Raw genomic sequence first — 21,164 nt, forward strand, 5'->3', positions numbered from 1 at the left:
TTGGAGGCTTAAACGGTGAGATAGCGCGACCACAGGCTGCGGTCGGCATTGAGTGCGGCGGAATCACCCTGCCAGACCACGCGCCCGCGCTCCAGGATCACATGGCGGTCGGCCAGGCCCACCAGGCGGTGTACGTACTTGTCGACCACCAGAATGGTCTGCCCGGCGGCCTTGAGCGTGGCCAGGCAGCGCCAGATCTCCTCGCGGATCACCGGGGCCAGGCCTTCGGTGGCCTCGTCCAGGATGAGCAGGCGCGGGTTGGTCGACAGCGCCCGGCCGATGGCCAGCATCTGCTGCTCGCCACCCGAGAGCTGGTTGCCCAGGTGGTTCTGGCGCTCCTTGAGGCGCGGAAACACCCCGTAGATGCGATCCATATCCCAGGCATCGCGCAGGCCGTTGCGGTTATCGGCAAAGGCCAGCAGGTGCTCGCGCACCGTGAGGTTGGGGAACACGTGGCGCCCTTCGGGCACGATGGCCAGACCCAGGCGGGCGATGGCGTCGCTCTTGAGGCGATCGGTGGCCTGCCCCGCGAAGCGGATGCCGCCGGCGGTGGGGCGCAGCGCGCCCACCAGGGTCTTGATGGTGGTGCTCTTGCCCATGCCGTTGCGGCCGAGCAGGGACACCACCTCGCCTGCAGCGATGGCGAGGTCGATGCCGAAGAGCACCTGGCTCACGCCGTAGCCGGCCTCCAGGCCCTGGCAGCTCAGCAAGGGTTCGGGCGCGCTCATGGGGTGGTCTCCAGGGTTTCGGTGCCCAGGTACACCGCCTGCACCTCGGCGTTGTTACGGATCTCGTCGGGCGTTCCGGCGGTGAGCACCCGGCCATAGACCAGCACCGAGATGCGGTCGGCCAGGCGGAACACGGCCTCCATGTCGTGCTCGATCAGCAGCACGGCCATGTCCTTGCGCAGGGTTTCGATGAGCTGCACCATCTGCAGCGATTCGTCAGGCCCCATGCCGGCCATGGGTTCGTCGAGCAGCAGCAGCTTGGGGGCCGAGGCCAGCGCCAGCGCCACATCCAGCGTGCGCTGCGCGCCGTGCGGCAGGGCTCCGGCGCTCTCGCCCATGCTGCCTTGCAGGCCTACCCGCTCGGCCAGCCGGTCGGCGGCCTCGTACAGGTCGCGCGCCTGCGAGCGCGGCTGCACAAAGCGAAAGCTCGACCCGCTGTGCGCCTGCACGGCCAGCAGCAGGTTGTCGCGCACGGTCTGCTGCGGAAAGATGCGCGTCACCTGAAAGCAGCGCGACAGCCCCTTGGCCACGCGGCGGTGCATGGGCAGCGCGGTGATGTCGGCACCGTCGAGCAGCACCCGGCCCGCGTCGGGCGCCAGCAGGCCCGAGATCTGGTTGACCAGCGTGGTCTTGCCGGCGCCGTTGGGTCCGATGAGGGCATGCACCTCGCCATGCGCCACCGACAGGTCCACATGGTCGGTGGCCAGCAGGCCGCCGAAGCGCTTGACCAGGCCCTGCACTTGAAAGAGGCTCATCGCATGCTCCTTGTGCGCAGGTCTGCCAGCGCGGCCAGGCCCTTGGGCGCATACAGCGCGGTGGCGATCAGCAGCACGCCCAGCGGCATGTGCCAGTAGTCGGTGTTGAGCTTGAGCACCTCTTCGAGCGCAAGCCAGACGGCAGCGCCCACCGGGCCACCCCAGCGCCGGCCCAGGCCGCCGATGACGACCATCACGATCAGCGTGGCCGACTGCGTCCAGTGCATCATCGACGGGCTCACGAAGCTGTTGCCCGTGGCCAGCAGCGCGCCCGCCAGGCCGGCAATGGCACCGGCCAGCGTGAAGGCCGCCAGCTGCAGCAGGTACACCGGGTAGCCCAGGGCGCGCATGCGGGTTTCGTTGTCGCGGATGCCCGCCAGCGCCGCGCCGAAGCGCGAGGCCGTGGCCCGGTCCAGCCACCACAGCACCAGCGCCACCAGGGCCAGCACCACCCAGTACAGCGTGGGCTCGTGCATCACATCGAGGCCCAGGCCCAGCGCCGGCCGCATCGGCAGCGTGTAGCCATCGTCGCCGCCATAGCTTCGCAGCGAGACGAACACGAAGTACAGCATCTGCGCGAAGGCCAGGGTGATCATGATGAAGTACACGCCCTTGGTGCGCAGCGAGATGGCGCCCACCAGCGCCGCCACCAGCGCGGCTGCGGCCATGGCAGCGCCCCAGACGACCCAGGCCGAGGTAGCGCCCGCATCGCTGAGCACCACCACCGCATAGGCGCCCACGCCGACGAAGCCCGCATGCCCCAGCGCCACCATGCCGCCAAAGCCCATGATGAAGTTCAGGCTGGCGGCGGCCAGCGCCACCACCAGCACCCGGCGCATGAAGCCGATGTAGAAATCCAGGCCCAGGGCCGATGCCACCAGCGGAAACAGCGCCAGCGCCACCAGCAAGGCCAGCGGCAGCAGTGCGCCGCGCCAGAGTGGCGTTGCAGCGCCCGCAGGCAGCGAAGAAGTCAGGGAAGCGGACATGCTCATGCCTTGGCAGAAAACAACCCAGCGGGGCGAAAGCTCAGCACCGCCGCCATCAAGGCGTACATGGCCACCTCGGCGCACAGCGGCCCCAGGTCGGCGGCCACGGCGGGCGGCAGGGTGGCGCGCAGCAGCAGCGGTAAAAAGGCGCGGCCGATGGTGTCCACCAGCCCCACCAGCAGCGCAGCCACGAAGGCCCCGCGCACCGAGCCGATGCCGCCGATAACGATGACCACCAGCGCCGGGATCAGGATGGCCTCGCCCATACCCACCTGCACGGCCATCAGCGGGCCCATGAGGGCGCCGGCCAGGGCCGCCAGCGCCGCGCCGAGCACGAAGATGCCGCTGAACACGCGCTTGACGCGCACCCCCATGAGCTCGGCCATCCACCGGTCCGACGCCCCCGCACGCACCAGCATGCCCACGCGGCTGTGGTTGACCAGCAGGTACAACAGGCCCGCCACCAGCACCCCGGCCGCCAGCACCACCAGCCGGTACGAGGGGTAAGGCAGGCCGGCGAACAGCTCCACTGGGCCCGACAGCAGGGCGGGCGTGGGCGCCATCACCGGAGATGGGCCCCATATCATCTTCACCGCATCGTCGGCCACGAGGATCACGCCGAAGGTGGCCAGCACCTGGGCCAGGTGATCGCGCCCGTAGAGGCGGCGCATCAGCGTCACCTCCAGCAGCACGGCCACCAGCACCGTGGCGGCCGCCGCCACGAGCACCGCCCCCGCGAACGAACCGCTGTGTACATGCACGGTGGCCGCCACGTAGGCGCCCACCATGAACAGCGAGCCGTGCGACAGGTTCATCACGTCCATGATCCCGAAGACCAGGGTCAGCCCCGCCGCGATCAGGAAAAGCATGAGCCCGTAGCCGGCTCCGTTGAGCAACTGCTCGATGACGAGGATCGGATTCATGGCGTGAAACAGGTACGCAGGTACGGCGAGGGCAAGGTCACTTCAAGGGGCACTGGGCGGAGAAAGCGTCGCCGTAGTTCTCCAGCACCGTCTTGATGGTCTTGTTGGTCACGCGGCCCTCGGCGTTCTTGCCGATGGTGCGCAGGTAGAAGTTCTGCACCGGGTAGTGGTTGTTGGCATAGCGGAAGCTGCCGCGCACCGAGGGAAACTGCGCCTTGGCCAGGGCCTTGGTCAGGGCCTCGCGGTCGGACACCTTGCCGCCCACGGCCTTGACGGCCGAGTCCATGGCGCTGATCACATCGAAGGCCTGCGCGGCGTAGATGGACGGGTAGCGCCCGCCGTATTCCTTGCGGAAGGCCGTGACGAAGGCCTTGTTGGCCGCGTTGTCCAGGTCATGCGCCCAGTGCGAGGTATTGAACAGGCCCAGCATGGGTTCGCCCACCGCACCGATGATGTCCTCGTCGGCCGAGAAGCCGCTCGTCACCAGCATGATGTCCTTGGACAGGCCGGCGCCCACGAACTGCTTGATGAAGTTGATGCCCATGGCACCGGGCAGGAAGAAATACACGGCTTCGGGCTTGGCGGCGCGCAGCTGCGCCAGTTCGGTCGCGTAGTCGATCTGGCCGACCTTGGTGTAGATCTCATCGACCACCGTGCCCTTGAACTTGCGCTTGAAGCCCGTCAGGCCGTCCTTGCCGGCGGGGTAGTTGGGTGCGATCAGCACCATGCGGCCAAAGCCGCGGTCGGCCGCGAACTGGCCTGCGGCCTCGTGGTACTGGTCGTTCTGGTAGGCGGTACCAAAGAAGTAGGCGTTGCACTGCGCGCCAGCGAGCTGGCTCGGGCCGGCGTTGTTCGACAGGTAAGGCACCTTGGCGGCGAACAGCGTGGGCGCCACGGCCAGTGCCACGTTGGAGGCGATGGGGCCGGTGAACAGGTCGATCTTCTCGCGCTGCACGAAGCGGTCGACCAGCTGCTTGGCCTGGTCGGGGCTGCCGGCCATGTCGGTCTGCACGAACTCCACCGACTGGCCGCCAAGCTTGCCGCCGAGTTGCTTGATGGCCAGGTTGAAGCCGTCGCGCGCATCGGCACCGGGTCCGGAGAAAGGGCCCGAAATGTCGAGCGCCATGCCGACCTTGATGGGGCCCTGCTGCGCTGCTGCAGTGAAGCTTGCGCAGGCAGCCAGGGTTGCCAGGGCGGCTGCGCCCAGCCGGTTGCGAAGCGAGGTGCGGGAGAGTTGTGCCATCTTCAATCCTTATCCATCATCAAAAGGGAAACCAAAAACCGGGAGCGCTACGGTCGCGGTGCGTCAAAGCCCCACTTCGACACGCCCTGCCACCACGCGCACCGGGAACGCGCGCACCGCTTCGGTGACGGGCGCCTTGCAGGGCGCCCCCGTGCGGATGTCGAAGGTGCCCTGATGCAAGGGGCATTCCACACAGCCGTCTTCCACCCAGCCGTCGGACAATTTGGCGGCGCCGTGGGTACACAGGTCGTACAGCGCGAAGAGGCCCTCCCCCTCGCGGAACACCGCCACGGGCAGGCCGTCCACCACCACGGGCCACACGGCACCGTCCGGGAAATCCTCGGGCTCGCCCACGTCGTGCCAGGCTGCCACCATTGCTGCTGCAGCAGCGTCGGCGGTGTCCACCGCGCCCTGTTCCAGTGCGTTGTCGGTCGTTGTCTGCATGGCCTTGGTCCTCAGATGGGGGTGGCAAGCAAGGTGGCCACGCGCGAGGTGTCGTAGACCACGCGCTTGCTGCGGTAACGCCATTCGCCTTCGTGCAGCACCACCTCGTCGAGGTAGGTGCCGGCCTGGTAGACGCTCGAATCGCCAGCCGTGCCGGTGATCACCACCACGTAGCTCGACTGGGTGTGCACCACGCCGTCCTTCACCGCCGTGATCACCAGCCCCGAGGTGCTGTGGCGGTACACGTGGTCTTCGAAGATGTTGGCGTTGCGCAGGGAGAGCACGCGGTCGCGCAGCATGCCGGCATTGCGGCAGTACATGATGGGTGCGGGAAAGCCGGCGTCGAAGTTCTCCTTGGGGATGATCTCGTAGCGGCCTTCCTCGACGAAGAAGCCGGGCCATTCTTCAAGGCGGTTGTTGTCCAGCGCGCTCACGTAGCGGTGCTGCAGCTCGAGCAGTTCGGTCCACAGCTGCAGGCGCTCCTGGCGGCTGATGCCGATGGGGGCGGTGGGGGGTGTCATCGTGGTCATGGTGTGCGGTGCCTCAGTAGCCCATCAGTCCCTGGTAGCCCACCCAGAAGCGGCGGATCAGGTTCTCGGTGATCACGGTGTCCATCTGCTCGGGCGCCTCGCGCGCCATGGCGATGTAGGAGTGCTTGTCGCCGTCGCGCGCGGTGCCGCGCTGCACCAGCTCGGTGGCCTCGGTGTCTTCCATCGAGATGTAGCCTGCCGGGCCCACCAGGTTGGCCTGCAGCATGCGCAGCTCGCGCAGCTCGGGCGTGTCGTCGGCGTAGCCGAAGAAATGGAACACCAGCTCGAAGTTGCCCGGCCCCTTGGGCAGCAGCTGGCGCGCCACCAGCGTGTTGTGGATCTGCTGCACCACCAGCTGCGGAAAGATCGGCTGGATGTGGTTGGTGGTCATCTCGTCGAACTCCTGGATCTGGCCGAGCAGCGCAGGCTCTTCGAGCGCAAAGCCTTCATCCATGGAGCGGATGTTCTGCGCGCTGTAGGCCGCGGCGGTGTCCGTCTCCACCTCGGGCTTGGTCACGGTGATGATGCTGTGCAGGCCATGGTTCGCATCCGGGATGGAGCGCGCCTTCATCCCCACGCGGAAGATGTTGAAGGTGGTGTGGAACAGGTGCAGCAGGCTGGCGTGGTAGGGGTCCTTGACGTTCTCGAAGTACAGCTTCCAGTTCGACTTGGAGAACTGGCGCGTGCAGCCCAGGTAGACGATGGGTTTGTGGAAGATGCGGTCGATCCACGGGCGCATCTGCTCGCCCAGGTACTCGGGCAGCGGCGGCGTCTCGTCGCTGAAGGTGGCGAACAGCAGGCCCTTGTAGCTGTCCACCCGCAGCTTCTGCAGGCCGTGCTCTTCGGTCTTGAAATCCTTGGGCATGCCGACCATGCCCTTCTGGCCGCGGCGAAACGGCACGCCCTGCAGGTCGCCGTTGGCGGCAAAGCTCCACTGGTGGTACACGCAGGTGTGGCTGGCGGCGTTGCCGCGCTTTTCGCGGCAGACCATGGCGCCGCGGTGGGCGCAGCGGTTGACCCAGCAGGCCAGCCCCTCTGCCGTGCGCGTAACGACTACAGGGGTATCGCCGACGAAGGTGGACTTGAAGTCGCCCACGTTGGGGATCTCGGCCTCCAGCCCCAGAAAGTTCCACACCGGGCCGCGGAAGATGCGCTCCTGCTCGCGCTCGTACACCTCCTGCGAGCTGAACACCCGGTAGGGCACGTTGGAGCCATCGGGCTGCGGGAAGAACACCTGCCGCTGCGCCTTGAGCGAGACGGGCGGCGCAACAGCGACAACGGTGGTTTCAGACATGGGCAAGACCTCTTCGATTGGTATGCCTCCATGCTAGAAACCAGCGCCCTTCTCCGCTATCCAGTATTGGCACGCAAGGCGCCAACGCTGTCCGGTTCTTGCAAATGCGGTGTACTGCCAGGCAGCGAGACCGCTTCACCCGCCACGCCGGTGGCACCCGAAGCTGCTCACCCGGGTTCGGTGCAGGATGCGGGCAGGCCTTGCGACAGACCGCTATGCAAGCCGCTTGACGGAGGTTCCACCGCCGGCGATCTTGAACACGGCGACGGCGCTCACCAACTCCATTGCCTGGCTGTTCAGGCTGCTGGCTGCTGCCGCCATCTCTTCCACCAGTGCTGCGTTCTGCTGCGTGGCCTGGTCCATCTGCGTGACGGCGTCCCCCACCTGGCCCACGCCCGCGCTTTGCTCGCTGCTGGCGGCGCTGATCTCACCCATGATGTCCGTCACCTTGCGTATGGAGTTGACCACTTCGGTCATGGTGGCGCCTGCCTTGTCCACCAGCAGGGTGCCCTGCTCCACCCGCTCCACGCTGGCGGTGATCAGGCTTTTGATTTCCTTGGCCGCTTCGGCGCTGCGCCCGGCCAGGCTGCGCACTTCGCTGGCCACCACGGCAAAGCCCCGGCCCTGCTCTCCCGCACGGGCGGCTTCCACTGCGGCATTCAGGGCCAGGATATTGGTCTGGAAGGCGATGCCATCGATGACGCTGATGATGTCGGCGATCTTGTTGCTGCTGGCGTTGATGCCTTTCATGGTCTCGACCACTTCGGCCACCACGTCGCCACCCTGCACCGCCACCGTCGATGCCTTGACGGCCATCTGGTTGGCTTGCCGCGCGTTGTCCGCGTTCTGGCGCACGGTGGAGCCCAGTTGCTCCATCGAGGCTGCCGTCTGCTGCAAGGCAGAAGCCTGCTGCTCCGTGCGCGCCGACAGGTCGTTGTTGCCGGAGGCAATTTCCTGGGTGGAAATGCCGATGCTGCCCGCACTCTTCTGTACGTGGGCAACCAGCTCGTGCAGCTTGTGCTGGGTTCTGAGCAGTTCTGCCATCACGCCTTCAGGAGCAGGGGCCTGGCCGCCAGCTGAGGTCAGGTCCCCATTGGCCAGTTGCTGCAGCGAGCGGCGCACCTCGGCAGGATCGGCACCGAGCTCGCGCTGAACCGTGCGGCGCATGAGGACCACCAACGCCATGGACGTGAGGGCGGCGATGATGGCAAGCGACACGGCGATGGTGATCATGCGGTTCGCACGCTGGCGCGTGGCCTCCTGTGCGCTGCTCGCCAGTTCCCGGCCCGACGATATCTCGTTGACGAGCTTTTCGCGCAATTGCCGCCATGCGGGGGTCTCGCCGGTGTTCAACACCTTGATCGCCTCGGCAGGGTCGGATTTCACCAGCTCCAGCACGCGCTTTTGCTGGGCCGCCTGATTTTCGCGCAGGGGAACCATCCCCTGCAGCCGCTTGCCCACCTCGGTTCCCTGTGCAACCAGAGCCGTCTGCTGTTGCGCCTTGTCGTAGGCCGCCTCCGCCGCGCTGAAATTCTCGTAGGCCCTCTTGTTCGCCGGGTCGAGCACAACGTTGCGCAAAGCCTGCCCCATCTGCAAGCCTTGCGCATACATCTCCGTCAGTCCGTTGGAGATGGCCTGCTCGGTTTTGATGTAGTCGTCGAACTCATTCTGCGTGCGCACCAGCCCCCACAGGCTCACGACCAGGGCCGACACGAACAGGGCCGCTGGAACCAGGGCACAGAGCAATAGCCGCGTGTTGAATTTCATGGGTAGTCTCAGGTTGAACTGCAGGAACGACCGCGCAAGGCCATCGTGGCCGGCGCAGGCACTGAACGGACCGCCAGCGCCGGTGCTTGCGGCCAGCTTCGCCGGCGCGGCCCGCCCCAGGTAGGCAGATGATGAGCCACAGCAGTCGCAATGGCGGCTTTTCGCGGGATTCTGTCGTTTTCTTGCAGTGCGCAGGCCAGCCCATGCCCATGCGTGCAGCACGCACGCTGGGCTGTGGCCCCTGGGCCCTGTCGCATTGCCGGCAAGCCTTGGACTGGTTCTGAACGGGTCTACAGGCCCACCGTCTGGCTCGGCAGCTCGCCAAAGCGCTCACGGTAGTAGCTCGAAAAGCGGCCCAGGTGGCCGAAGCCGAACTCCAGCGCTGCGTCGGTCACGCAGTGGCCGGGGCGCTCCTGCAGGCGCGCACGCACTGCGTCGAGCCGCATGTTGCGCAGCAGCGCCATGGGCGATTCGCCATGGTGGCGCTGGCACAGCATGTTCAGGCCGCGCACGCTGACACCGGCGGCACGCGCCAGGTCTTCCAGCGCCACGGGCGCGCACAGGCGGCTGCGCATGTAGGCATCGAGCCGGTCAAGCCGGCGCACATCGCCATGTGCGCCTGGCAAGAGGTTGTCGGCACCCGCGTCCAGCAAGGGCAACATGGGCGCCGCAGGCACCGGCACGCTCTGCGCGCAGGAGGCCAGGAACAGCGCCACATTGCTCTCCATGTGGTCCACCCAGCGCGCGTGCGCAGTGCTCTCCACCGCCTGCTGGCTGACGTGCAGCAGCGATTGCATGAGGAAGTGCCACTGCTGGCCCTGCCCTGCGCTCAGCGGCAGCAGCGGGTGAACAAAGGTCGAATCGCCCACCAGGGACTCGGGCGCCCAGGCGCGCAGCAACTGGCACGGTACCTTGAGGATGAGCTGGCGCGCCCCCTGCTGCCAGCGCATGTGCAGGTTGTGGCGCGGCGCGATGAGCGCGGCGGCGCCGGCGGGCAGGCGGATGGGCACGCCATCGGACACCATTTCGGCCGTGCCCGAGAGCGACAGATGCACCAGCACGAAGTCGTCAAACGGGCGTGGGCGGATTTCCACCTCCGCACCGTATTGCAGCATGAACAGTTGCAGCTGGCGCACCCGCACCTTGGACAGCGAGGTGGCCACTGGCCCGCCGCACCATTTCAACCCATGGTCCGAGAACTCGCGCGCCACCAGGTCATGGGAGTCCACCCGCAGGTCCGACGTGAAGACCGGGCGCTGCTGCAGCGCCGACAGATCCAGGGACAGGGCAGACATGGGAACCATCAGGCAGGACCTCGGCGTGGGTGGGGCGCGGCATGCGTCAAGGCATGCGGCTTTGATTTGCATCAAGCTCAGCAATTTCCATACCCATAGCCCGGCAGGCGCCAATGCGACAACCCCGCAGCCACGGTCGCCGGGCTGCCGACGTACCATCGGAGCAACGCCTGTTCACCCTTTCACCTCGCTTCCTCCATGTATTCCACCGTCCGCACCTCGCGCAGCGAGTTCGTCCCCATCCGCACCCTGAACTACCACGTCCGCCACTGGGGCGAGGCATCGAGCGACAAGGCCAGGCCCCCGCTGGTTCTGGTGCACGGCTGGATGGACGTGGGCGCCTCTTACCAGTTCGTGGTGGATGCGTTCTCGGCCGCGTTCGCCGATGGCCGGCACATCATCGCGCCCGACTGGCGCGGCTTCGGCCTGAGCAAGTTGCCCACGCCCTGCGACCACTACACCTTTCCGGACTACCTGGCCGACCTGGATCTGCTGCTCGACCACTATGTGGGCGACCAGCCCGTGGACCTGGTGGGCCACAGCATGGGCGGCAACATTGCCATGATGTATGCGGGTGTGCGGCCCGAGCGCATCCGCCGCCTGGTCAACCTGGAGGGCTTTGGCATGCCCGCCACAAAACCCGAGCAGGCACCCAAGCGCTATGCCCAGTGGATCGACGAGATCAAGCAGCTGCAGACGGGCGACATGGCCCTCAAGGCCTACGACGGCGTGGCTGGCGTGGCCCAACGCCTGATGAAGACCAACCCGCGCCTGTCGCAGGACAAGGCCGACTGGCTGGCCCAGCACTGGGCCGAGCCCAATGGAGAGGGCCGCTGGGAGATCCTGGGCGACCCGGCGCACAAGATCACCAGCTCGCAGCTGTACCGCCTGGACGAGGCCCTGGCCCTGTACGAGCGCATTGCCGCCCCGGTGCTGGCCGTGGAGGCCAGCGACGACAGCCTGGGCCAGTGGTGGAAGGGCCGCTACGCCCTTCCTGAATACCACCAGCGCCTGACCCACGTGCGCGACTGCCGCACGGCCGTGGTGCAGGACGCCGCCCACATGCTGCACCACGACCAGCCCGAAGCCGTGGCGCGGTTGATCGAAGAGCACCTGTCTTCCTGATCGGTCCTGCGTACTGTTCTGAGGCTGTTTTCACGAGGGCAAGGGGCATTGCCGACCCCCGTGCCCATCCATGAGAAAATGGCCGATTCGGGCGATGCTGAACCATCCCGCCTCCATGCGAGGCATGCCTCCTTGCATGCGCAACACCAGCGCAAGGCTACAGGGGCCTGTTCAGCCTTGTCACCCTCTACAGAACACACCTACCAGGACACCACCATGGACGCAGAACGCATCAACCTCATCGGCAACACCTTGAGCGACCTGACCGTGCGCACGCAAGAGTTACGGAGGTATCTTTGACTTCGATGCCAAATTCGAACGCCTGAGAACCGTCAACGCATCGCTCGAAGACCCCTCGGTCTGGAACGATCCGAAAAAAGCCCAGGAACTGGGCAAAGAGAAGAAGTCGCTGGACGGCGTGGTGCTCACGCTCGAAAAACTCACGCGCGAGCTGGCCGACAACACCGAGCTCTATGACATGAGCAAGGAAGACGGCGACGAAGACGGCCTCTTGACCATCGAGGCCGAGACCGCCAAGCTGCAGCCCGAGATCGAGCAGCTCGAATTCCGCCGCATGTTCCGCCACGAGGCCGACCCGCTCAACTGCTTTGTCGACATCCAGGCCGGCGCCGGCGGCACCGAGGCCTGCGACTGGGCCGGCATGCTCCTGCGCCAGTACCTCAAGTACGCCGAACGCAAGGGCTTCAAGACCACGGTCGAGGAAGAAACCCCGGGCGACATCGCCGGCCTCAAGAGCGCCACGATCAAGGTCGAGGGCGAGTACGCCTACGGCCTGCTGCGCACCGAGACCGGCGTACACCGCCTGGTGCGCAAGTCGCCGTTCGACTCGTCGGGCGGGCGCCACACCAGCTTTGCCAGCCTGTTCGTCTACCCCGAGATCGATGACTCGATCCAGATCGACATCAACCCGGCCGACGTGCGCACCGACACCTACCGCGCATCGGGCGCGGGCGGCCAGCACATCAACAAGACCGACTCGGCCGTGCGCCTGACCCACATCCCCACGGGCATCGTGGTGCAGTGCCAGGACGGCCGCAGCCAGCACGGCAACCGCGACATCGCCTGGCAGCGCCTGCGCTCGCGCCTGTACGACCACGAGATGCGCAAGCGCCAGGAAGAGCAGCAAAAGCTCGAGGACACCAAGACCGACGTGGGCTGGGGCCACCAGATCCGCAGCTACGTGCTGGACAACAGCCGCATCAAGGACCTGCGCACCGGGGTGGAAATCTCGGCCACGCAGAAGGTGCTGGACGGCGACCTGGACGCCTTCATCGAAGCCTCGCTCAAGCAGGGCGTGTGATGCAGCGCGACGCAGCAGCCGCCACCACCGTCGCAGCCACGGCCCCGGGCCGCAGCGCGATCCCCGTCGAAGCCTTCATCTTCGACATGGACGGCACCATGATCGACTCCATGCCCTGGCACGCCAAGGCATGGGTCGAGTTCACGCGGCGCCGTGGCATGGCCATCGACGTGCCCGACCTGATGGCCCGCACCACGGGCCGCAACGGCACGGAGTGCATTCGCGAGCTGCTGCAGCGCGAAGTGGAACAGGCCGAGGCCGACGCGCTCACGCGCGAGAAGGAAGACATCTACCGCGAGCTGTTCGGCCCGGCCTTCGCCGAGGTGGCGGGCTTTCGCGCCTTTGCGGCACAGGCCTCCATACGCGGCTACAAGCTGGCGGTGGGCACGGCGGGCGACATCCACAACGTGGCCTTCGCCATGTCGCGCCTTGGCATGGAGCCCGAGCCCCTGGCCATTGTGCGCGGTGACGAGGGCCTGCCCGGCAAGCCCCAGCCAGCGATTTTTCTCGAAGCGGCGCGCCGCATCGGTGCCGCGCCCGAGCGCTGCATCGTGTTTGAAGACGCCCCCTTCGGCATCGAGGCCGCGCGCCGCGCGGGCATGCATGCCGTGGCGGTGTGCAGCACCCACAGCGCGCAGGATCTGGCGGGCCCGCATGTGCTGGCCGCCGTGCGCGACTACCACGAACTCATGAACACCGACTTTCTGGAGCGCATCCATGTTGCCATCGCCTAACGCAGACGCAAGCGGCGCGGGACCGGCCATTGCCATCCGCCGCGAGGACTACACCGCCCCCGCCTACTGGATCGACAGCGTCGAGCTGACCTTCGACCTGGACCCCGCCAAGACGCGCGTGCTCAACCGCATGACGCTGCGCCGCAACCTCGACGTGGCCGAGCAGCCGCTCAAGCTCGACGGCGAGGACCTGAACCTGGCGCGCGTGCTGGTCAACGGCCAGGGCACCTCGTTCAAGATGGAGGGCTCGCGCCTGGTGCTGGAGAACCTGCCCACGGGCACCGACGCCTTCGCGCTCGAGATCTTCACCACCTGCTGCCCCGCCAAGAACACGCACCTGATGGGCCTGTACGTGAGCCAGGGCACCTTCTTCACGCAGTGCGAGGCCGAGGGCTTCCGCCGCATCACCTACTTCCTGGACCGCCCGGACGTGATGGCCAGCTACACCGTGACCCTGCGCGCCAACAAGGCCCAGTACCCGGTGCTGCTGTCCAACGGCAACCTGGTGGACAGCGGCGACCTGGAAGACGGCCGCCACTTCGCCCAGTGGGTCGACCCGCACAAGAAACCCTGCTACCTGTTCGCCCTGGTGGCGGGCAAGCTGGTGGCGCGCGAGCAAAAGATCCGCGCCCGCTCGGGCACCGACCACCTGCTGCAGGTGTACGTGCGCCCGGGCGACCTGGGCAAGACCGAGCACGCCATGAACTCGCTGATGGCCAGCGTGGCCTGGGACGAGGCGCGCTTCGGCCTGCCCCTGGACCTGGAGCGCTTCATGATCGTCGCCACCAGCGACTTCAACATGGGCGCCATGGAGAACAAGGGCCTGAACATCTTCAACACCAAGTATGTTCTGGCCAGCGAATCGACCGCCACCGACGTGGACTTCGCCAACATCGAGAGCGTGGTCGGCCACGAGTACTTCCACAACTGGACGGGCAACCGCGTCACCTGCCGCGACTGGTTCCAGCTGAGCCTGAAGGAAGGCCTCACGGTATTTCGCGACCAGGAGTTCAGCCAGGACCTGGCCGGCAGCCCCTCGGCCCGCGCTGTCAAGCGCATCGAGGACGTGCGCGTGCTGCGCACCGCCCAGTTCCCCGAGGATGCAGGCCCCATGGCCCACCCGGTGCGGCCCGACAGCTACATCGAGATCAACAACTTCTACACCGTCACCATCTACGAAAAGGGTGCCGAGGTGGTGCGCATGATGCACACCCTGGTGGGCCGCGAAGGCTTTGCCAAGGGCATGAAGCTGTATTTTGAGCGCTTTGACGGCCAGGCCGTGACCTGCGATGACTTCGCCCAGGCCATTGCCGACGCCAACCCCGCCAGCGACCTGGCGCGCCTGCTGCCCCAGTTCAAGCGCTGGTACAGCCAGGCCGGCACGCCGCGCGTGAAGGCCACGGGCAGCTACGATGCCGCCGCGCGCACCTACTCGCTGACCCTGGCGCAAAGCTGCGCGCCCACGCCGGGCCAGGCCGAGAAGCTGCCCTTCGTGATCCCCGTCGGCCTGGGCCTGCTCACGCAAGAAGGTGCCGCCCTGCCCCTGCAACTGCAGGGCGAAGACACGGCCGGCGCGCCATCGCGCACCGTGGTGCTGACCGAAGCCAGCCAGACGCTGGTGTTCACCGGCCTCGACGCCGAGCCCGTGCCCTCGCTGCTGCGCGACTTCACCGCCCCCGTGGTGCTGGACATCGAGTACACCGACGAACAGTTGCTCACCCTGCTGGCCAACGACACCGACGCCTTCAACCGCTGGGAAGCCGGCCAGCGCCTGGCGCTGCGCACCGCCATCCATGCCATCACCGGCAGCGGCCCGACCAGCGGCAACATCCTGCCCGCGGCCGTGGTCGATGCGCTTCGCAGCGTGCTGCGCAACCCGGCGCTGGACGCGGCCTTCAAGGAACTGGTGCTGACCCTGCCGTCCGAGACCTACATCGCCGAGCAGCTCGACGTGGTGGACCCGCAGCGCATCCACGCCGTGCGCGAAGCCATGCGCGAGCAGTTGGCCCTGGCCCTGAAGGCCGACTGGGAATGGGCCTGGGAGCAGAACCAGGACACCGGTGGCTACAGCCCCGACCCGGTCTCCTCCGGCCACCGCTCGCTCAGCGGCATGGCGCTGCACATGCTGTGCATCGCCGCCCAGCGCACCGGCGACGAAGTCTGGCCCGGCAAGGCCTACCAGCGCTTCAAGGTGGCCAGCAACATGACCGACCGCTTCAACGCGCTCACGGCCCTGGTGGCCAGCGGCAGCGCGCATACGGCCACGGCGCTGGCGCGCTTTCACGCGCTGTTCAAGGACGAGCCCCTGGTCATCGACAAGTGGTTTGCCCTGCAGGCCGGCGCGCCCGACAAGGGCGGCAACGTGTTGCCCGCCGTGCGCCAGCTCATGCAGCACCCGGACTTCAGCCTCAAGAACCCGAACCGCGCGCGCAGCGTGATCTTCAGCTACTGCAGTGCCAACCCCGGCGCTTTCCACCGCACCGATGCGGCGGGCTATGTGTTCTGGAGCGACCGCGTGATCGAGCTCGACGCCATCAACCCGCAGGTCGCCGCCCGCCTGGCGCGCGCGCTCGACCGCTGGAAGAAGCTGGCCGAACCCTGGCGCACAGCCGCCCGCGAGGCGATCGCCCGCGTGGCCACGCGCCCGGACTTGAGCAACGACGTGCGCGAGGTGGTCACCCGCGCACTGGCCGACTGATCGCGCGCAGGCCACCATGGCATTCACCGATTCCGCACAAGAGTTCGCGCGGCGCTTCAATCCGCTGCGCGATACCGTGTACGACGCCGAGGCCATGTTCAGCGGCTCGGCCATGTCGGCCGACCTGGCCGCCCTGCGCCCGCTGGCCGAAGGCCTGGGTGCCGAGTCCTCCGAACTGGCCCAGTTGCTCTGGCTGCAGTTCATCGTCTACTCCAAGCGCCAGATGGATGACGAAGGCCTGCCCCTGGGACTGCGCGCCCTGGCCATCCGCAGCGCCCTGTCGGACCTCACGCCCACGGACCGCTACGAGCAGCACTACGCCATCGGCGAGTCGGCCCTGCAGTCCGAAGAGTACGACACCGCCATCGAGCACCTGCGCCAGTCGGCCCACTGGGCCGACCATGCCGGCGCCACGCTGAGCGACGAGCAGAAGCTGGGCATCCGCGAAGAGATCGGCTATGCGCTGCACGAGGCCGGGCGCTTTGACGAGGCGCTGGCGCACAACCAGCAGTTGCTGGCCGATGCGCAGAGCGCCTTCGGCTCCGACACGGACGTGCGCTTGTCGGGCCTGATCAACAACCTGGCGCAAAACGCCTACGAAATGGGCGACGCGGCCCAGGCGCGGCGCTACCTGCAACAGCGCCTGGCGCTGGGCCAGGCCCTCAACGACGACGGCATCGTGCTGGACACGCTTTTTCAGCAGGGTGTGCTGGCGCACGAGTCCGGCGACAGCGCACTGGCGCACAACCTGCTCCAGCAGCGCGTGGCCATTGCCCACGCCAGCGGCGATGAAAACCTGCTCGAAGAAGCAGAGGCCACGCTGGCAGAGCTGGCCGAGCGCGAGCAATCGCAACCCTGATTTCACAAAAACCCAAAGCCCAAGGACACACCACCGATGAGCTCCCGCATCTCCCTCACCCGCTACCTGGTCGAGCAGCAACGCATCGACGGACTCATCCCCTCTCAGCTGCGCCTGCTGCTCGAAGTGGTGGCCCGCTCGTGCAAGAGCATCAGCCAGGCCGTCAACAAGGGCGCGCTCGGCGGCGTGCTGGGCACGGCCTCCAGCGAGAACGTGCAGGGCGAAATCCAGAAGAAGCTGGACATCATCGCCAACGAAGTGCTGATCGAAGCCAACGAATGGGGCGGCCACCTGGCCGCCATGGCCTCGGAAGAAATGGACGGCATCTACCTGGTGCCCAACCGCTACCCCCAGGGCGAATACCTGCTGCTGTTCGACCCCCTCGATGGGTCGAGCAACATCGACGTGAACGTCAGCATCGGCACCATCTTCAGCGTGCTCAAGAAGCCCGATGACGACCGCGGCGTGGAGGCCGGCGACTTCCTGCAGCCCGGCACCAGCCAGGTCGCAGCGGGCTACTGCATCTACGGCCCGCAGACCACCCTGGTGCTCACCGTGGGCGACGGCGTGGCCATGTTCACGCTGGACCGCGAGCAGGGCTCCTTCGTGCTGACCGAAGAGAACGTGCGCATTCCCGACGACACCAAGGAATTCGCCATCAACATGAGCAACATGCGCCACTGGGATGCCCCTGTGAAGCGCTACATCGACGAGTGCCTGCAGGGCAAGGACGGCCCGCGCGGCAAGGACTTCAACATGCGCTGGATCGCCAGCATGGTGGCCGACGTACACCGCATCCTCACGCGCGGCGGCATCTTCCTGTACCCCTGGGACAAGCGCGAGCCGAACAAGCCCGGCAAGCTGCGCCTGATGTACGAGGCCAACCCCATGTCCTGGCTCATCGAGCAGGCCGGAGGCGCCGCCACCAACGGCAAGCAGCGCATCATGGAGATCGAGCCCACGCAGTTGCATGAACGCGTCAGCGTGATCCTCGGATCAAAAAATGAGGTCGAGCGCGTGACAAGCTACCATTCCACGCTATAATCTAAGTCTTACGCCGGTGTAGCTCAGTCGGTAGAGCAGCTCATTCGTAATGAGAAGGTCGGGTGTTCGATTCATCTCTCCGGCACCAGATAAAAAGCCCCTGATTCGCAAGAGTCAGGGGCTTTTTGCTTGGGGTGATAGATCCGCGCAGATTGAGCCCCACCCAACTCTTCCTTCGAACCAACCACCATGAGCCCTGTAAGCCCAATCGACGCACCAACGCACTTCGCGCCGCGCATTCACCAGATGATCGCAGACGTACAGGCGCGCATTCAGGGCTATAGGTATGCACAGCAATTGGTGGCACCACAGCTAGCACCCTCTTTCTCCCTGATGAACTACCTGCGCAACAACGAACGCGCGATATCGGAATATCTCGCAATGCTGCTGGATCCCCAGGGCCCGCACGGACAAGGAGAACTCTTCTGGCAATCGTTTACCAAGCTTCTATCCGATACCACAAAGCAGCTGGACTGGGTGCAGCAGAGTAGAAGCAGCCACATCACGCTGGAAAAAATCACGGACAAAGGCAGGTTCCTGGACATTCACATTCGCACCAACGCCGGAAGCATAGGCATAGAGAACAAACCCTGGGCGCAGGACCAGGAAATGCAATTGGCGGACTACGCCTCGTACATGCAGAGCACCAGCAACGGTCAGCCGTGGCTACTCGTCTATATGTGCAACAGAGAACCAAGCGAGTTCAGCATAGACGCCCCAACAAGCCAGCAGTACCAAACCGCCGGACAACTCATGCACCTCAATTGGACGCAGATTGTGGACTGGCTGCATGAATGCACCCGATACATCAAGGCGGTCAAAGTCCGGCTATTCGTGGAGTCGCTGTGCGAGTACATCCGCCGCCATATCAACTACGAACAAGAGGAAGCAACGATGTCACAGGTACTGCAGATCATCTGCGCCACCCCGCAAACTGTCGACACGGCCATGGACATAGTCCAGTCAATCCGCGAGCTTCAGAAAGAACTGCTCCGGCAATTTCAAGAAACACTGGAACGTGCATGCCTGCAGAAAAACATCACGCTTCAGTGGGATGAAAATCTGCCCTCCCTCGCGTCTAACTCGGGTTTTGAACTGACCCTTGATCACGAGAGAGAACTCTTGCTGCGTTTCGCATGGTTTGATTTCAAGGACGCCGGCTCTCTTCATTTGTACTACGGGATCTACCAACGCAAGGACGCAACCCCATTGACCGAACAAGAGTGCATCACCATTTTCACCACAATGAATGACTGGATCCCCAACGGGAAGTCGGAGACACCGCTGTGGCCATGGTGGTCCAAGCCAAAGGATGACTCGCACAAAAACCTCGCAAGCGAAGGTGGCCTGTCGCATCAGGCCTGGTCCACCCTGCATCAAAGCAGCACGCAACCCTTTCACTCCACCGTACTCTCGCTGTACCACGAGGCACATAAGCGACTGAAAGCAGCTCTGGCAATCAGTTGATCGACCACCGAACAAGAGAGGCTGAAGCAGCTGAAGGCGCGCTGGCCCAGGCTTCACCCATGCAGCTGGTACCAGCCAATTTCCTGGTGCGGCAGCTTGAGCGAGCCACACTACGACCGTGGCGGCCGCCCGTATGTAACACACCTAAGCCGCGAGCGGCGCTCGCGTGCCTCGCGCCACAACACACCTGAGCATTTGTCAAAGTCGCGCAAACGTCAACAAGTCTTGCAATTACCACGCCGGACAGCCGCAGAAGGCATACTCGTGCGAGCGACGACGGGACCGAGTACTGCACAGACAGCCGAGCAGCCCGATCGCGCCGATACGCACCCCACCGATTGATCGACAGCCTCAGAAATTGACAGGCCCACGCCATGGACAAGCAACCCCCCTGCGATCGGCGTAGCGGCAAGGACCGCCGCCAGACCGAAGCTGGCCCACCGGACAAGCACGAGCGGCGCCGCGCCATCGAGCCACGCCAGCCCGAAGTGCGCGAACTCCATCTTTCGCCCGAAGAATGGGTGGCCATGGGTTTTGGCACTGCGCAGGCAGATACCACCGCGCCGAACAAGGCATCCTGAACGCAACACAGGCAGCAGGGTCACCGCAAGCAGCGGACGACAGGGCAAGGGCGACAACGCCCACCCCGCCAACCAGTTGCAGGTCAGTTGGTTTGCGTCTGGTACGCGTCGCGCGCGCTCATCACGCGGTGGGCGACCATGTCGAGCGCGGGGCGCACATTGCCCTGCTTGTCGGTCCACACCTTGGGAGTGACGGAGCCCGCGACGGAGATGGACTCGCCATCGTGCAGTTGCTCCATGGCCATGCACACGTCGTCGTCGAACGCGATGACGTTGACGAACAGCATCTCGCCCTCGGCACTGGGCGCCCGCACCTTGGCCACCATGTAGGGCTTTCCTACCTTGTCCAGACGCCGCTCTGGGCCCCCGTAGAGACGGCCCGAAATCAGTCCATCGATCATGCAATCCCCATCCAGCACTTGTTGTCGGTTTGTTCTCGCCGGGGCCATCGCCCCGCCCACCCAGCCGGAACACAGCAGTCTCGAAAAACCTGCCACCCCTGCCCACAAAAAAAGCCCAGGACCAACCAACGGCTCTGGGCTTTCGCTGCGAATGATGGGGTCGCCGCCAGCACGGGTTTTTCTTGGGAATGCCAGGCGGCAGCGGTACCGCCAATGCATGGCGATCACCCCACCCGACTCCCTGAAACCATGGCCCGCCCCGGAACCGAACTGCCCCGTCGCATCGGACCAACCCGCATGGCGCCTTGTCTTGACCTGCGCGGCAAGCACCATGGGCGCCACGCACATCCATCCAAAAGCCAGTACGTATTGTAACCACCGGCCCTTCAAACAGGGCGCATTGACCACACGGTGCGGCATGCACGCGACACTGCCGGCGGACTGGGGCGGCGCTCCATCGAGGCCCGCTCGCACCGGCGGACAATCCACCATTGGCGCGCACCGGCAAACCGGTCACAATGGTTCGGCAAGCTCCACCAGTTCGCACCCACCATCTTTCGAGAGGGGCCACCATGACTGTTCTGGACGACGCCAGCATCGAACTGCCCTGCCCGCACTGCCAGCAGACCATCAGGGAGCGGCTGGGCAAGCTCAAGCAGAGCCCGCGCATCACCTGCCCCCGGTGCCGCCGCACCAGCGAGGTCACGCCCGAAGCCTTGCAACGCGCCACCCACAAGCTCACCCAGGCCTTTGCCAACATCCAGCAGTCGTTGGCGCGCCTGGGCAGGTAGCAGCAGTACAGCGGACCTCGCCCCAACCCGGGCGAGCGCGATCGGACAAAGAAAAACGGGCTACCGCTTGTGGCGATAGCCCGTTGTTCATCGAAGAAAATGGTCGGCGTGGCGGGATTCGAACTCGCGACCCCTTGCACCCCATGCAAGTGCGCTACCAGGCTGCGCTACACGCCGA

20 protein-coding genes and 2 tRNA genes are annotated in these 21,164 nt (G+C 65.7%); 10 read left to right on the forward strand and 12 right to left on the reverse strand.

The features are described from left to right. Nucleotides 1–8: 8 nt before the first annotated feature. The 10 genes from AC0IZS_RS29105 to AC0IZS_RS29150 form a co-directional block, all read right to left on the reverse strand. On the reverse strand, nucleotides 9–728 hold the full coding sequence (locus AC0IZS_RS29105; RefSeq protein ID WP_471638863.1) for an ABC transporter ATP-binding protein: 720 nt from the start codon (nucleotides 726–728) through the stop codon (nucleotides 9–11). Continuing rightward, on the reverse strand, nucleotides 725–1,483 hold the full coding sequence (locus tag AC0IZS_RS29110; protein ID WP_471638864.1) for an ABC transporter ATP-binding protein: 759 nt from the start codon (nucleotides 1,481–1,483) through the stop codon (nucleotides 725–727). Before AC0IZS_RS29110 ends, AC0IZS_RS29105 begins: the two co-directional genes overlap by 4 nt. Continuing rightward, nucleotides 1,480–2,469: a branched-chain amino acid ABC transporter permease gene (locus tag AC0IZS_RS29115; RefSeq protein ID WP_471638865.1), complete on the reverse strand. Its 990-nt coding sequence runs from the start codon at nucleotides 2,467–2,469 to the stop codon at nucleotides 1,480–1,482. Before AC0IZS_RS29115 ends, AC0IZS_RS29110 begins: the two co-directional genes overlap by 4 nt. 2 nt (nucleotides 2,470–2,471) lie before the next feature. Beyond that, on the reverse strand, nucleotides 2,472–3,392 hold the full coding sequence (locus tag AC0IZS_RS29120) for a branched-chain amino acid ABC transporter permease (protein ID WP_471638866.1): 921 nt from the start codon (nucleotides 3,390–3,392) through the stop codon (nucleotides 2,472–2,474). 37 nt (nucleotides 3,393–3,429) lie between these two features. Then, entirely contained in the window at nucleotides 3,430–4,635 is a 1,206-nt protein-coding gene (locus tag AC0IZS_RS29125; RefSeq protein WP_471638867.1) for an ABC transporter substrate-binding protein, read from the reverse strand. Between the two features lie 63 nt (nucleotides 4,636–4,698). Further along, nucleotides 4,699–5,010 (reverse strand): anthranilate 1,2-dioxygenase ferredoxin subunit AndAb, encoded by a 312-nt coding sequence (gene andAb / locus AC0IZS_RS29130; RefSeq protein WP_471639597.1) that lies wholly within the window; start codon nucleotides 5,008–5,010, stop codon nucleotides 4,699–4,701. A gap of 80 nt (nucleotides 5,011–5,090) precedes the next feature. Then, nucleotides 5,091–5,609: an anthranilate 1,2-dioxygenase small subunit AndAd gene (andAd, locus tag AC0IZS_RS29135; RefSeq protein WP_471638868.1), complete on the reverse strand. Its 519-nt coding sequence runs from the start codon at nucleotides 5,607–5,609 to the stop codon at nucleotides 5,091–5,093. 13 nt (nucleotides 5,610–5,622) lie between these two features. Then, nucleotides 5,623–6,903, reverse strand: coding sequence for an anthranilate 1,2-dioxygenase large subunit AndAc (andAc, locus tag AC0IZS_RS29140; RefSeq protein ID WP_471638869.1), 1,281 nt, complete (start codon nucleotides 6,901–6,903; stop codon nucleotides 5,623–5,625). A 213-nt stretch (nucleotides 6,904–7,116) separates the two neighbouring features. Further along, complete coding sequence (locus tag AC0IZS_RS29145; RefSeq protein WP_471638870.1) at nucleotides 7,117–8,670, reverse strand: methyl-accepting chemotaxis protein; 1,554 nt, start codon at nucleotides 8,668–8,670, stop codon at nucleotides 7,117–7,119. A 290-nt stretch (nucleotides 8,671–8,960) separates the two neighbouring features. After that, nucleotides 8,961–9,965 carry an AraC family transcriptional regulator gene (locus AC0IZS_RS29150; protein ID WP_471638871.1) on the reverse strand — a complete coding sequence of 335 codons (1,005 nt, stop codon included), beginning with the start codon at nucleotides 9,963–9,965 and terminating at the stop codon, nucleotides 8,961–8,963. Between the two features lie 198 nt (nucleotides 9,966–10,163). Here AC0IZS_RS29150 and AC0IZS_RS29155 point away from each other — a divergent pair, with 198 nt between their 5' ends. From AC0IZS_RS29155 to AC0IZS_RS29195, 9 genes are all read left to right on the forward strand, one after another. Further along, a complete protein-coding gene (locus AC0IZS_RS29155) occupies nucleotides 10,164–11,090 on the forward strand; it encodes an alpha/beta fold hydrolase (RefSeq protein WP_471638872.1) in 927 nt (308 codons plus the stop codon). A 216-nt stretch (nucleotides 11,091–11,306) separates the two neighbouring features. Further along, nucleotides 11,307–12,411, forward strand: a protein-coding gene (prfB, locus tag AC0IZS_RS29160; RefSeq protein ID WP_322596523.1) for a peptide chain release factor 2 whose coding sequence is annotated in 2 segments (ribosomal slippage) — nucleotides 11,307–11,387 and nucleotides 11,389–12,411 — 1,104 coding nt in all. Because the reading frame shifts where the segments join, the coding sequence is not laid out codon by codon here. Then, nucleotides 12,411–13,145 carry an HAD family hydrolase gene (locus tag AC0IZS_RS29165; RefSeq protein ID WP_471638873.1) on the forward strand — a complete coding sequence of 245 codons (735 nt, stop codon included), beginning with the start codon at nucleotides 12,411–12,413 and terminating at the stop codon, nucleotides 13,143–13,145. The genes prfB and AC0IZS_RS29165 overlap by 1 nt, the downstream gene beginning before the upstream one ends. Beyond that, nucleotides 13,129–15,843, forward strand: a complete 2,715-nt coding sequence (gene pepN, locus AC0IZS_RS29170) for an aminopeptidase N (protein ID WP_471638874.1) — start codon at nucleotides 13,129–13,131, stop codon at nucleotides 15,841–15,843. The genes AC0IZS_RS29165 and pepN overlap by 17 nt, the downstream gene beginning before the upstream one ends. Before the next feature lie 16 nt (nucleotides 15,844–15,859). Beyond that, nucleotides 15,860–16,702, forward strand: a complete 843-nt coding sequence (locus AC0IZS_RS29175) for a tetratricopeptide repeat protein (protein ID WP_471638875.1) — start codon at nucleotides 15,860–15,862, stop codon at nucleotides 16,700–16,702. A 36-nt stretch (nucleotides 16,703–16,738) separates the two neighbouring features. Next, a complete protein-coding gene (locus AC0IZS_RS29180; protein WP_471638876.1) occupies nucleotides 16,739–17,746 on the forward strand; it encodes a class 1 fructose-bisphosphatase in 1,008 nt (335 codons plus the stop codon). Nucleotides 17,747–17,758: 12 nt separating this feature from the next. Then, nucleotides 17,759–17,834, forward strand: a tRNA-Thr gene (locus AC0IZS_RS29185). Between the two features lie 101 nt (nucleotides 17,835–17,935). Then, nucleotides 17,936–19,213, forward strand: coding sequence for a PDDEXK-like family protein (locus tag AC0IZS_RS29190; protein WP_471638877.1), 1,278 nt, complete (start codon nucleotides 17,936–17,938; stop codon nucleotides 19,211–19,213). A 374-nt stretch (nucleotides 19,214–19,587) separates the two neighbouring features. Further along, nucleotides 19,588–19,794, forward strand: a complete 207-nt coding sequence (locus AC0IZS_RS29195; protein WP_471638878.1) for a hypothetical protein — start codon at nucleotides 19,588–19,590, stop codon at nucleotides 19,792–19,794. A gap of 83 nt (nucleotides 19,795–19,877) precedes the next feature. Here the strand turns inward: AC0IZS_RS29195 and AC0IZS_RS29200 are convergent, their stop codons facing one another. Then, nucleotides 19,878–20,195 carry a single-stranded DNA-binding protein gene (locus AC0IZS_RS29200; RefSeq protein WP_179680835.1) on the reverse strand — a complete coding sequence of 106 codons (318 nt, stop codon included), beginning with the start codon at nucleotides 20,193–20,195 and terminating at the stop codon, nucleotides 19,878–19,880. A gap of 572 nt (nucleotides 20,196–20,767) precedes the next feature. Here AC0IZS_RS29200 and AC0IZS_RS29205 point away from each other — a divergent pair. Then, a complete protein-coding gene (locus AC0IZS_RS29205; protein WP_471638879.1) occupies nucleotides 20,768–20,986 on the forward strand; it encodes a hypothetical protein in 219 nt (72 codons plus the stop codon). 100 nt (nucleotides 20,987–21,086) lie between these two features. Here the strand turns inward: AC0IZS_RS29205 and AC0IZS_RS29210 are convergent. Beyond that, nucleotides 21,087–21,163 (reverse strand) — tRNA-Pro (locus AC0IZS_RS29210). Nucleotide 21,164: the final 1 nt, after the last annotated feature.

The organism is Acidovorax sp. AC410, assembly GCF_979253235.1.